Raw genomic sequence first — 13,085 nt, forward strand, 5'->3', positions numbered from 1 at the left:
ACCGGCGCGCTGCCGGCCGTCCTGCGCTTCTCGCCGCTCCCGAAATCGCCCGGCGTGGCGGGTGTCGGGGGTGCCGGGGAGGCGTGGGTGCGGCGGCGAGGGAGGGCCCTCGACAGGCTCAGGCCGAACAGGTGGGGTGGCTCAGCCGAACGGTCCGTGAGCGAGCGGAGCCCTCCCCGTTCGCCCTGAGCTCGTCGAAGGGCTGCGTGACAGGACGAGCCGCTCGCCTGCCGGCGCCGGCGCCCGCCCCGGCCGGCGATTTGGGAGCGCCGAGAAGCGCAGGACGCGGGTCGGCGCGCGTCAGCGCGCATCGTGATCTGACTCGCGGCGACTGTCCGAGCGCAGTGAGCGCAGCGAACGAAGCGAGTTGAGCCGCGCGACCCGGGGCCGAGCATCGCAGGGCACCCTCGGCCTTCAGGCCGAGGGCGCGGACGCATGAGCCGGCCGGGGTGGGTGCCGGTGCGGGCTGGCACACCCCTTGAACGCCAAGGGCCTCCGACAGGCCTGTCCTGAGCTTGTCGAAGGGCTCAGGCCGAACAGAGAGCTGTGCGGGCCTTCGACAGGCTCAGGCCGAACGGCCAGGGGGTGCTCGGGCCGAACGGCCAGGGGGTGCCCAGGCCGAACGGCCAGGGGGTGCCCAGGCCAAACGGCCCGGGGTGGCTCAGGCGGAAACGCATTCCACCCAGCGCCAGCCCCAGCCGGGCAGCTCCACGGTTCCCAGCCCATCGACCGGCGCGCACGCCGCCTCGCCGCCCAGGTTCACCACCACCGTCAATGCCTGCCCGCCGCGCGCCCGGCGGAAGGCGAAGAGGGCGGGATGAGGCACATCGATGGGCTCCAGCGGCCCTCCCCAGGCCCCATTGGCGAGCGCCGGGTGGCGCCGCTTGAGCTGCAGCAAGGACGTGAAGAACGCCTCCAGAGGCCGGTCGCCCCAGGCGATGGGGTCCTTCTCGAAGAAGGCCAGGCGCCGGTCGAGCCCCGCCTCCTGGCCGCCGTACACCAGCGGCATGCCGGGCAGCGTGGCGGCCAGCACCGCCATGGCGCACAAGGCCTCGCCGAACAGCTCCACGTCACTGCCCTTCCACGCATTGATGTCGTGGTTGCTCGTGAAGGTCATGCGGTAGGCGTCGGCGGGAAACGCCGTCGCCCGCTCGTGCAGGTGGCGCAGCAGATCCGGCTTGCCTGCCCGCCCCTGCGCCATGGCCACCATCAGCTCCTGCAGCGCCCAGTCGTAGGTCATGTCGAAGGCCCGCGCGTGCAGGCCCGGGTCGCTCCATTCGGCCAGCAGGAACACCGGCTTGATCGCATCGAGCGCGGCGCGCGCACCGTTCCAGAAGTCGGTCGGCACCAGGCCCGCCACGTCGCAGCGAAAGCCGTCGACGTCCACCTCGCGCACCCACCAGGCCATGGCCTCCACCATGGCGGCGCGCAGCGCGGGCTGGCGGTAGTCCAGCGCCACCACGTCAGTCCATTCTTCCCTCGCCGCCCCCTCGCCGAAGGTGACCGAGGCGATCTCGCCGCGGGCATCGGTCTGGTACCACTCGGGGTGCGCCGACAGCCATGGGTGGTCCCACGCGGTGTGGTTGGCCACCCAGTCGAGGATGACGCGCAGGCCCAGCGCATGCGCCCGCGCCACCAGCGCACGCAGCTCGTCGAGCGTGCCGAACTCGGGGTTCACGGCGAGGTGGTCCCGCACCGCGTAGCCGCTGCCGAGCGTGCCCTTGCGGTGCCGCTGGCCGATGGGGTGCACGGGCATGAGCCACACGATGGCCACGCCCATGCGCTGCAGCCGTGGCAGGTGGGCGGCGAAGGCGTTGAACGTGCCCTCGGGCGTGTACTGCCGCAGGTTGACTTCGTAGATCGTCGCCTGACGCGACCAGGCGACATGCGCCACCGGGTCCACCGACTCCTGCGACGCGCGGACCATCTCAGGGCAGGCGCAGCAGCTCGAAGGGCCCGCGCCCGCTGGCGGCGGTGATGAGCCCCAGCACCCGCGTGATCTCGTCGCTCACCATCGGCCAGGTGAAGCGCCAGCTCCAGTTGCCGCCCAGCACGCCGGGGATGTTCATGCGGTGCTCGCTGGGCAGGCCCAGCACGTCCTGCAGCGGGAACACCGCCATCGCCGCCACCGAGTTGCAGCAGGCGCGGATCATGGCCCAGTGCACATCGTGCTCGCCACAGGCCAGGTAGCTGCCCGCGAAGGCCCGCTCGCGCACGCCGGCGTGCTGCCACCATCCGCGCACGGTGTCGTTGTCGTGCGTGCCCGTGTAGGCCACGCAGGCCGGCGTCCAGGTGTGCGGCAGGAACTCATGGTCGGCCTGCGCGCCGAAGCCGAACTGCAGGATCTTCATGCCCGGGAAGCCGCAGGCGTTCCGCAGCGCATGCACGTCCGGCGTGATGTAGCCCAGGTCCTCGGCCACGATCGGCAGGCGGCCCAGCTCGGCCTCGATGGCCGCGAACAGCGCGCGGCCCGGGCCAGGCAGCCAGCGCCCCTGGCGTGCGTCCGGGCTGTCGCCCGGGATCTCGTAGTACTCCGCGAAGCCACGGAAGTGGTCGATGCGGAAGATGTCGGCGCTCACCAGCGCGCGGCGCACGCGTGCCGTCCACCAGGCGTAGCCTTCGTCGGCCATGCGGTCCCAGCGGTACAGCGGGTTGCCCCAGCGCTGGCCCAGCGGGCCCAGGTCGTCGGGCGGCACGCCGGCGACCACGGTGGTGCGGAACTGCCCGTCCAGGTGGTACAGGTCCGGCCGCGACCAGCAGTCGGCCGAATCGTGCGCCACGAAGATGGGCAGGTCGCCCATCAGGGCCACGCCGCGGGCCTTGGCGTACGCCTTCAGCGCCGCCACCTGCTCGGCGAAGCACCACTGCACGAAGCGCCAGAAGGCGGTCTCCTCGGCATGCTCGCGCCGCGCCGCGGCCAGCGCGGCCGGCTCGCGCCGCGCCAGCGGGGCGGGCCACTCCCACCACGGCTGGCCGCCGCGCGGCGAGCGGATCGCCATGAACAGCGCGTAGTCGTCGAGCCAGCCGGCCTCGGCGGCGCAGAACGCGTCGTGCGCCGCGCGGTCGGCCGCGCCCGCCTGCGCGCGGAAGCCCGCGAAGGCGTCGCGCAGCCGCGCCTCGCGCCAGGGCAGCACCCGCCCGTAGTCGACCCGTTCGGCGCAGAAGCCGCCGGCCGGCAGCGCCGGCGACACCAGCCAGCCGCGCTGGACGAGCGGCTCCAGCGCCACCATCCACGGGCTGCCGGCAAACGCGCTCACGCCCTGGTAGGGCGAGTCGCCGGGGCCGATGGGCGTGCTGGGCAGCCACTGCCACACGCGCTGCCCCGCGGCCTGCAGCCAGTCCACGAAGCGGTAGGCATCGGGGCCGAAGTCCCCCAGGCCGTGCGGGCCGGGCAGCGAGGTGATGTGCAGCAGCACGCCGGCGCGGCGCTGCGTCAGGTCCTGGAGCGCATGGGTGGCGGCGGGCGCAGCGGAGCAGGTGGTCATGGCAGGAAGTCGGGGTCGGGGTCGAAGGTGTCGGGCAGCTCGCACAGCACCAGCAGGCTGCGCGCCGGCGCGGTGAAGTGGTGGCTGGCCGCGCGGCCGTGGCCGCCGGGCAGCTGGCCGCTGCTGTCCAGGCGCAATGCCCAGTCACCGGCCGGCAACACGAAGGGCACCGGCTGGGGCGTGGGGTTGAAGATCAGCAGCCAGTCCAGCACGCGCTCGTGGCGCGCGGCGGCATGGCCATGCAGGCGGCAGGCGAAGGGCAGGGACGCGGCCGCGTCGCCGCCCGCGGCCGGGGGCGTCTGCCAGTCGACGGGCTGCATCGCCGTGCCGTCGGCGGTGAGCCAGGCGATGGCGGCGTCCCCCGGGCCCGGCGGGCCGGCCACGAACCAGCGCGGGTGGCGCAGCAGCGCGGCCTCCTGCCGCAGCGCGGCCAGCGCCTCCACGAATCGCTGCAGCGGCTCGTCGGCATGGTCCCAGTCCAGCCAGCTGGTGGGGTTGTCCTGGCAGTACGCGTTGTTGTTGCCACCCTGGCTGCGGCCGAGCTCGTCGCCCGCCTGCAGCATGGGCGTGCCCTGGGCCAGCATCAGCGTGGCCAGCAGCGCGCGCTGCACGCGGGCGCGGGTGTCGCGCACGGCGGGGTCGTCGCTCGGGCCCTCGGGGCCGAACGCCGCGCACAGCTCGCCGTCGCGGCCGTCACGGTTGTCTTCGCCGTTGGCGTGGTTGTGCTTGGTGTCGTGGCTCACCAGGTCCGCGAGCGTGAAGCCGTCGTGGACCGCGATGAAGTTCACCGACGCCGCCGGCGCCCGGCCGGCGTGGTGGAACAGGTCGCTGCTGGCGGTGAAGCGGCGGGCGAACTCGCCCCGCGACACGCCCCGGCCCAGCCAGTAGCCCCGCGCGGCATCCCGGAAGCGGTCGTTCCACTCCAGGAAGCGGCCCGGGAAGTGGCCAAGCTGGTAGCCCTGCGGGCCGGCGTCCCAGGGCTCGGCGATGAGGTGCGCGCGGGCCAGCACCGGGTCCTGGCGCAAGGCGGTGAAGAACGCCGCCTGCGGATCGAAGCCCGCCTCCGTGCGTCCCAGCACCGGCGCCAGGTCGAAGCGGAAGCCGTCCACGCCCATGTCCTGCACCCAGAAGCGCAGGGAATCCAGCACGAACTGGGTGACACGCGGGTGCGCCAGGTTCAGGGTGTTGCCGCAGCCGGTGTGGTCGGCATGGCGGCCGGGGTCGGCCGGGTCGAGCCGGTACCAGCTGCGGCTGTCCAGGCCGCGCCAGCTCAGCGTGGGCCCGTGCTCGTTGCCTTCGGGCGTGTGGTTGTAGACCACGTCCAGCACCACCTCGATGCCCTGCGCATGGAGCGCGTCCACCATGGCCCGGAACTCGGCCGCCACCGCCGCGGGGTCGTCCGGCTGGCTCGCCAGGCGCGGGTCCGGGCAGAAGAAGCCCAGCGTGTTGTAGCCCCAGTAGTTGACCCGGCCGCTGCCGTGCAGGTGCGGCTCGTCCAGGTGGTAGTGCACCGGCAGCAGCGACACCGTGGTCACGCCCAGCGCGCGCAGGTGGGCTACCGCCGCCGGGTGGCCCATGCCGGCATAGGTGCCGCGCCACGGGGGCGGGATGGCGGGATGCAGCCGGGTGAAGCCCTTGACGTGCACCTCGTACAGCACCAGCCGGTCGGCCGCGTGGCGCGGCGGTGACGGGCGTCGCGAGGCCGGCGGCGGCGCCGCCACGCGCGCCTTCAGCGCCGACGCCGCGTTGTCGCGCGCATCGAAGGACCGCGGGCCGTCCGGATGGCCCAGCGTGTAGCCGTGGTGCTCGGGCCGGCCCTCGAAGCGGCCGACGATCTCGCGGGCATACGGGTCCAGCAGCAGCTTGTGCGGGTTGAAGCGGTGGCCCTGCCCGGGCGCATGGGGCCCGTGGGCACGCAGCCCGTACACCAGGCCCGCGCGGGCGCCGGGCAGGAAGCCATGGAACACGCCGTCGACGGGGCCGTGCAGCGGCACGCGCGCGGTCTCCTCGCCGCCTGCCGCATCGAACAGGCACAGCTCGATGCGCTCCGCATGCTCCGACCACACGGCCACGTTCACCCCGCCGTCGCGCACATGGGCGCCCAGCGGCTCGGGGCGGCCGGCGAGCAGAGGGAAGGACGACGCGGACGGCATGTCGCTACGGCGCCGGTGGGCGGCGGGCCACGCCGCACAGGAGGCGGGCGGATCTGGCGAACGGGCAGGTCATCCCCGCTCCCCCGCCAGGAACACCACCGACAGCGGCGGCAGGTGCAGGGCCACCGACACATCGCGTCCTTCGCATGCCACCGGCTCGGCCACCCGCGGCCCCTCGTGCCGCAGGCCGCTGCCGCCGTACGCCGTGGCGTCGGTGTTCAGCAGCTCGCGCAGGCGCAGCACACCGGCCGGCAGGCCGATGCGGTAGCCCGGCCGCGGCACCGGCGTGAAGTTGCAGACCACCACCACCGTGCCACCCGCGCCATCGTGCCGCGCCCAGGCGAAGACCGAGTTCTCCGCGTCCTCCTGGGCCAGCCATTCGAAGCCGGCGGCCTGGGCATCCAGGCGGTGCAGCGCGGGCGTGCCGGTGTACAGGTGGTTCAGGTCGCGCACCAGCGCGTGCACGCCGGCATGCCGCGGATCGTCCAGCCGGCGCCAGGGCAGGAACGCGTCGTGGTGCCACTCGTCGGGCTGGGCGAACTCCTGGCCCATGAACAGCAGCTTCTTGCCCGGGTGGCCCCACATGAAGCCGTAGTAGGCCCGCAGGTTGGCGAAGCGCTGCCAGTCGTCGCCCGGCATCTTGGCCAGCATCGAGCCCTTGCCGTGCACCACCTCGTCGTGCGAGATGGGCAGCACGTAGCGCTCGCTGAACGCATAGCTGAGGCCGAAGCGGATCTTGTCGTGGTGCCAGCGGCGGTAGATCGGGTCCTGGCGGATGTAGGCCAGGGTGTCGTTCATCCAGCCCATGTTCCACTTGCAGGCGAAGCCCAGGCCGCCCTCGCCCACCGGCGCCGTGACGCCGGGGAAGGCGGTGGATTCCTCGGCCATCGTCACCGTGCCGGGGGCGTCCGCCGAGACGCGCGCATTCACCTCGCGCAGCAGCGAGATGGCCTCCAGGTTCTCCCGGCCGCCGTGCACGTTGGGCACCCACTGCCCCTCGGGGCGCGAGTAGTCGCGGTACAGCATGGAGGCCACCGCGTCCACGCGCAGGCCGTCGACGCCGTGGCGCTCCAGCCAGTACAGCGCGCTGCCGGCCAGCCAGTTGCGCACCTCGTGGCGGGCGAAGTTGGGGATCAGCGTGTTCCAGTCCCGGTGCACGCCCTCGCGCGGGTCGGCGTACTCGTACAACGGTGTGCCGTCGAACTGCGCCAGGCCATGCCCATCGCTCGGGAAGTGCGCCGGCACCCAGTCCAGCAGCACACCGAGCCCGCGGGCGTGGCAGGCCTCGACGAAGCGCGTCAGCCCCTCGGGCGGCCCGAAGCGCGCGCTGGCGGCGTACTGGCCCAGCGTCTGGTAGCCCCAGGAGCCGTCGTACGGGTGCTCGGTGATGGGCAGGAGCTCCACATGGGTGAAGCCCATGCCCGCGGCGTACTCGGGCAGCGCCGCCGCCAGGTCGTCCCAGGTGGGGAAGGCGCCCGAGCCGAGCCGCTTCCAGGAGGGCAGGTGCACCTCGTAGATGGACACCGGCGCGTCGGTGCGATTGGCCTGCGCGCGGCCGGGCGGCAGCGCGCGCGGTGCGGGCAGCCCCGCCACGCGGCTGGCGGTGTCGGGCCGCAGCTGCGCGGCGCGGGCATAGGGGTCGGCCTTGAGCGGCAGCAGGGCCCCGTCGCGCGCCACCACCTCGAACTTGTAGAGGTCGCCCTCGATGACGTGCGGAACGAAGATCTCCCACACCCCGCCCTCGTGGCGGTAGCGCATGGGATGGCGTCGGCCGTCCCACTGGTTGAAGTCGCCCACGACGCTCACGCGACGGGCGTTCGGCGCCCACACCGCGAAGCGCACGCCCGCCACCCCCTGCAGCGTCATGGCGTGCGCGCCCAGCACGGTGTAGGGCCGCGGGTGCCGGCCCTCGCGCAGCAAGTCCAGGTCGGCATCGGCCAGCAGCTTGCCGAAGGCATAGGCGTCGGCCACCTCGGCCAGCAGCGCGCCGTGGGCGTCGTGCAGGCGCAGCCGGTAGGCGAAGCGCTGGTGGCGGCGCGGAATCGGCGCCTCGAAGAAGCCCTCGGGGTCGCGTGCCTTCAGCCGCGTGAGCAGCCGGCTGCTGCGGGCATCGAGCACATCGATGGCGGACACACTGGGCCAGATGACCCGCAGCCACAGCTGGCCATCGTCTTCATGGTGCAGGCCGAGCACCGAAAACGGGTCGCCATGGCGGGCGGCCAGCAGGGCCTGGACATTCGTGTCGTCGAGCATGCGGCGTCTTATACGCTGACCGGGCAGCCCGCTCAGCCGCGCTCGGGCACGGCCCAGACACGTTCCACGTAGTCGCGGATGGTGCGGTCGGCCGAGAACGCGCCCATGCCGGCCACGTTGCGCAGCGCCTGCCCGGCCCACGCCGCGGGTTGCCGGTACAGCGCATCCACGCGCTGCTGCGCGGCCACGTAGTCGGCGAAATCGGCCAGCAGCAGGTAGCGGTCGGTGTGCAGCAGGCTGTCCACCAGCGCCCGGTAGCGCGCCGGCTCGTCCGGGCTGAACTGCCCGCCGGCGATGGCGTCGAGCACCCGCTGCAGCGGGGGGTGCGCCCGCGCCACCTCGGCGGGGCGGTAGCCCGCGGCGACCGTGCGCACCACCTCGTCGGCACGCAGGCCGAACACGAACATGTCCTCCACGCCCATGGCCTCGGCCATCTCGATGTTCGCGCCGTCCCAGGTGCCGATGGTCAGCGCGCCGTTCAGGGCGAACTTCATGTTGCCGGTGCCCGAGGCCTCGGTGCCTGCCGTGGAGATTTGCTCGGACAGGTCCGCCGCGGGCAGGATCGCCTCGGCCAGGCTCACGCCGTAGTTGGGCAGGAACACGAGCTGCAGCCGCCCGGCCACGCGCGGGTCGGCATTCACCACGGCGCCGATGTCGTGCGCCAGCCGGATCACCTGCTTGGCCGTGTGGTAGGCCGAGGCCGCCTTGCCGGCGATCAGCACCGTGCGCGGCTGCCAGTCGCCCCCGGGGGCGTCGACGATGGCCTGGTAGCGGGCCACCACGTGCAGCAGGTTGAGCAGCTGGCGCTTGTATTCGTGGATGCGCTTGATCTGCACGTCGAACAGGCTGTCGACGTCGACGCGCAGGCCGGTGTCGCGCAGGACGCGCTCGGCCAGCCGGCGCTTGTTCGCCCGCTTCACGGCCAGGAACTCGCGCTGCAGCGTCGCGTCGCCCGCATGCGCCTTGAGCGTCGCCAGCTGCGACAGGTCCTTGCGCCAGGCGGTGCCGATGTGCGTGTCCAGCAGGCGCGCCAGGCCGGGGTTGGCCTGGGCCAGCCAGCGCCGGGGGGTGACGCCGTTGGTCACGTTGTGGAAGCGCTCGGGCCAGAGCGCGGCGTATTCGGCGAAGATGGTCTGCACCATCAGCTCGCTGTGCAGGGCCGAGACGCCGTTGACCCGGTGCGAGGCCACGATGGCCATGGCCGCCATGCGCACCCGCCGCTCGCCGTGGCCGCCGGGCTGCCCGGCCGCGCCTTCGTCGATGAGCGACATGCGCGCCACGCGCGCGGCGTCGCCGGGGAAGCGGGTGCGCACCTGCGCCAGGAAGCGCTGGTTGATCTCGTACACGATCTGCAGGTGCCGCGGCAGCAGGCGCTCGAACAGCGCCACCGGCCAGGTCTCCAGCGCCTCCGGCATCAGCGTATGGTTGGTGTACGAGACGGCCGTGGTCGTGATGGCCCAGGCGGCGTCCCATGCCAGGTGGTGCTCGTCCAGCAGCAGGCGCATCAGCTCGGCGGGCGCCAGCGCCGGGTGGGTGTCGTTCAGGTGGACGGCGTTGCGCTGGCCCAGGGTGGCCAGGGGCTGGCCCTCGGCCAGGTGGCGGGCGATCAGGTCCTGCAGCGAGGCGCTGACGAGGAAGGCCTCCTGCTTCAGGCGCAGCGCGCGACCGGCGTCCGTGGAGTCGTCGGGGTAGAGCACCCAGTTCAGCGCGTCGGCCGCCACCAGGTGCCGGGCCGCGCCGGCATGGTCGCCGTGGCAGAACGCACCGAAGTCGATCGGGTCCGCGGCCCGGGCCTGCCACTGGCGCAGCGTGGCCACACGCTCGCTGTGGTGGGCCGGCACGATGAAGTCGAAGGCCTCGGCCTCCAGACGCTCCGCGGGGCGCCACTGGTGGCGGCCCTCGCCGTCCACCTGCACCTCGCCGCCGAAGCCCACGGGATAGCGCAGTTCGGGGCGGCGCAGCTCCCAGGGCTCGCCATGGGCCATCCAGTCGTCCGGGCGCTCCACCTGGCGGCCGCCGGCGATGCCCTGGGCGAACATGCCGTAGCGGTAGCGCAGGCCGTAGCCGAAGGCGGGCAGGCCCTGCGCCGCGAACGCGTCCAGGAAACAGGCCGCCAGCCGGCCCAGGCCACCGTTGCCCAGCGCGGCGTCCGGCTCGCGCTCGAGCACATCGGACAGCTCCAGCCCGTGGTCGGCCAGCAGCGTGCGCAGCTCCGCCTCCAGGCCCAGGGCGGCCAGGGCATTGCCCAGCGCCCGCCCCATCAGGAACTCCATCGACAGGTAGTGCACCCGGCGCGAGACACGCTCGTCGTCCGGCGCCGCGTCCTCCGCCTGGGTGCGCGCCCAGCGCTGCTGCAGCAAGGCGCTGCAGGCCGCCGCGGCGGCGCGCAGCAGCAGCTCGGGTCCCGGCCGCGCGGCAGACACGGCCAGGGCGGCCTGCACCTGCTGGCGGAAGGCCGCGCGCAGGGACAGGGCCGGCTCGGCCGCGGGAGAGGGGGGACGCGGAGGACGGGAAGCAGCGGTCATCGTCATGGTGAATGGCGTACGGCCGGCGCGGCAGGCGCGCACGGGCAATGAAGAGGGCGGCAGCGGCGGGCGTCCGCCGCGCGGTCGAAAAGTATCGCCGGATTCGCCGTATTTCTGTAGTTTGACTACATATGGTTAACCCGAACGCCATCCTAAGTGCATGATTTCCCTATGGCAATACCTCGCCGTCGGCATCGAAGAGACGTTGTCGTCGGCCACGACGGAATGTATATTGTCTACATCAAGCAAACGAGCGAGACAAGCCGATGCGCCGTCGCGTGCACCGGCCGAAAGGCATTGACGTGGCAGACGTGAAGCTGCAAGGCGTGGCCAAGGCCTATGGCGAGACCACCATCCTGCAGGGCGTGGACCTGGAGATCCGCGACGGCGAGTTCATGGTGTTCGTGGGTCCGTCGGGCTGCGGCAAGTCCACGCTGCTGCGGGTGATCGCCGGCCTGGAGGACATCACGCGCGGCGAGCTGAGCATCGGCGGTCGGGTGGTGAACGACGTGCCGCCGGCCGAGCGCGGCATCGCCATGGTGTTCCAGAGCTACGCGCTCTACCCCCACATGAACCTGTACGACAACATGGCGTTCGGGTTGCAGCTGGCCAAGGTGCCCAAGGGCGAGATCGACCGCGCCGTGCGCCAGGCGGCGCGGGTCCTGCACATCGAGCACCTGCTGGACCGCAAGCCCAGGGACCTGTCCGGCGGCCAGCGCCAGCGCGTGGCCATCGGCCGCGCCATCGTGCGCCAGCCGCAGGTGTTCCTCTTCGACGAGCCGCTGTCCAACCTGGACACCGCCCTGCGCGTGCGCATGCGCTACGAGTTCGCCAAGCTGCACCAGGACCTCAAGACCACGATGGTCTACGTGACGCACGACCAGGTGGAGGCCATGACGCTGGCCGACCGCATCGCCGTGCTCTCGGCCGGCCGCCTGGAGCAGGTGGGCGCGCCGCTGGGGCTGTACGAGCACCCCGCCAACCTGTTCGTCGCGCGCTTCATCGGCTCGCCCGAGATGAACGTGCTGGACGCGACACTGGAATCGGCGGACGCCCTGGGCGCCGCCGTCCGCCTGGCGGACGGCACGCGCCTGCGCTGCGCGGTGGACGCCACGGGCGCGGCCCCCGGTGCACCGGTGAAGCTGGGCCTGCGGCCCGAGCACCTGAAGCAGGCGGCCGAGGACGCCGCCCAGGCCATCGAGGTGCGCGTCACCTTCGTCGAGCCCCTGGGCGGGACCACCTATGCGTACTGCGAGCACGCCAGTGCGGAAGCCCGCACGCTGACCTGCCAGCTCGACGGGCAGGTGCTGCCTCGCGCGGGTCAGGCCTTGCGGCTGGCCGTGCAGGAGGACCGGGCGTACCTGTTCGATGCGGACGGGCGGGCCTTTGCCCGGCACAGCGCGGCGGGTCGCGCGTGAGGCTGCGCATGAGGCTGCGCATGGCCGCCGTGGTGCTCACGGCCACCCTGGCCGCCTGCGACGGACCGCCCGTTGCCGGCGGCACCGAGGCGCCGCGCCTGCTGGTGTGGATCAACGGCGACAAGGGCTACCACGGCCTGCAGCAGGTGGGCGACGCCTTCACCGCGGCCACCGGCGTGCCGGTGGTGGTGCAGCACCCCGAGGGCGCGCCCGACAAGTTCCAGGCGGCGGCCGGCGCCGGCAAGGGCCCGGACATCTTCTGCTGGCCGCACGACCGCGTGGGCGAATGGGCCAAGTCCGGCCTCATCGTGCCGGTGCACCCGCCGCAGCGCCTGCGCGACGAGATCGAGCCCGCCGCCTGGCAGGCCTTCACCTACCAGGGCCGCACCTGGGGCTACCCGCTCGCCATCGAGGCCATCGGCCTCATCTACAACAAGGCGCTGGTGAAGCAGCCACCGGCCCAGTTCGAGGAGGTCATCGCGCTCGACCGTGCGCTGCAGGAGCAGGGCAGGCACGCCATCCTGTGGGACTACAACAAGTCCTTCTTCAGCTGGCCGCTGCTGGCCGGCCCGGGCGGCTTCGTCTTCGGACGCACGCCGTCGGGCGAGCTGGACCCGCAGCAGGTGGGCGTGAACACCGCCGGCGCGCTGCTGGGCGCGCAGATGCTGGAGCGCCTGGTGCGCGACGGCCACATGCCGCGCGGTGCGCGCTACTCGGAGATGGAAGCCGCCTTTGCCCGTGGCGAGGTGGCCATGATGCTCAGCGGCCCCTGGGCCTGGGACAACGCGCGCAAGGCCGGCATCGACTTCGGCGTGGCGCCCGTGCCCGGCGTCGCCGGCCATGCGTCCAGGCCCTTCGTCGGCGTGCTGGGCTGCATGGTCACCGCCCCCAGCCCGGTGAAGGACCTGGCGCGCGAGTTCATCGAGCACCACCTGCTGACGGTGGACAGCCTCAAGACGATCTCCGCGGACGTGGCCCTGGGCACACCGGCCCACAAGGCCTACTACGCCGAGCTGGCCAGCGACCCGGCCATCCGCGCCACCATGGCCAACGCCCAGGCGGGCGAGCCCATCCCCAATATCCCGGAGATGCAGCGCTTCTTCCCCGCGATGGACGCCGCGCTGGAAGCCATCACCAACGGCCGCCAGGCGCCCAAGGACGCGCTGGACGGTGCGGCGGCACGGATGCGGGCGCAATGACGGCCGTCTTCGCGACACCCCGCCGCCTACCCTGCCTGCCCGCCGTGCGGCC

At 72.9% G+C, this 13,085-nt stretch carries 7 protein-coding genes; 2 read left to right on the forward strand and 5 right to left on the reverse strand.

The genetic code is table 11. From position 1 onward, the window contains the following. Positions 1-661: 661 nt before the first annotated feature. From ACE3UN_RS02695 to ACE3UN_RS02715, 5 genes are all read right to left on the reverse strand, one after another. The gene (locus ACE3UN_RS02695; RefSeq protein ID WP_374673369.1) at positions 662-1,927 is read right to left on the reverse strand and encodes an alpha-amylase family glycosyl hydrolase; all 1,266 of its coding nucleotides are present in this window, start codon (positions 1,925-1,927) and stop codon (positions 662-664) included. Position 1,928: 1 nt separating this feature from the next. Continuing rightward, positions 1,929-3,485 (reverse strand): 4-alpha-glucanotransferase, encoded by a 1,557-nt coding sequence (gene malQ, locus ACE3UN_RS02700; protein WP_374673370.1) that lies wholly within the window; start codon positions 3,483-3,485, stop codon positions 1,929-1,931. Further along, positions 3,482-5,638 carry a glycogen debranching protein GlgX gene (gene glgX, locus ACE3UN_RS02705; protein ID WP_374673371.1) on the reverse strand — a complete coding sequence of 719 codons (2,157 nt, stop codon included), beginning with the start codon at positions 5,636-5,638 and terminating at the stop codon, positions 3,482-3,484. The genes malQ and glgX overlap by 4 nt, the downstream gene beginning before the upstream one ends. A gap of 69 nt (positions 5,639-5,707) precedes the next feature. After that, positions 5,708-7,891, reverse strand: a complete 2,184-nt coding sequence (gene glgB / locus ACE3UN_RS02710) for a 1,4-alpha-glucan branching protein GlgB (RefSeq protein WP_374673372.1) — start codon at positions 7,889-7,891, stop codon at positions 5,708-5,710. A gap of 32 nt (positions 7,892-7,923) precedes the next feature. Further along, positions 7,924-10,422: a glycogen/starch/alpha-glucan phosphorylase gene (locus ACE3UN_RS02715; protein WP_374673373.1), complete on the reverse strand. Its 2,499-nt coding sequence runs from the start codon at positions 10,420-10,422 to the stop codon at positions 7,924-7,926. A gap of 296 nt (positions 10,423-10,718) precedes the next feature. Here ACE3UN_RS02715 and ACE3UN_RS02720 point away from each other — a divergent pair, with 296 nt between their 5' ends. Together ACE3UN_RS02720 and malE are read left to right on the forward strand one after the other, a co-directional pair. Beyond that, positions 10,719-11,834 carry an ABC transporter ATP-binding protein gene (locus ACE3UN_RS02720; protein ID WP_374673374.1) on the forward strand — a complete coding sequence of 372 codons (1,116 nt, stop codon included), beginning with the start codon at positions 10,719-10,721 and terminating at the stop codon, positions 11,832-11,834. An 8-nt stretch (positions 11,835-11,842) separates the two neighbouring features. Then, a complete protein-coding gene (gene malE, locus ACE3UN_RS02725) occupies positions 11,843-13,033 on the forward strand; it encodes a maltose/maltodextrin ABC transporter substrate-binding protein MalE (RefSeq protein ID WP_374673375.1) in 1,191 nt (396 codons plus the stop codon). The last annotated feature ends 52 nt before the right edge of the window (positions 13,034-13,085 follow it).

The sequence above is a fragment of the Ideonella sp. genome (assembly GCF_041918995.1).
Taxonomy (GTDB): Bacteria; Pseudomonadota; Gammaproteobacteria; order Burkholderiales; family Burkholderiaceae_C; genus Ideonella.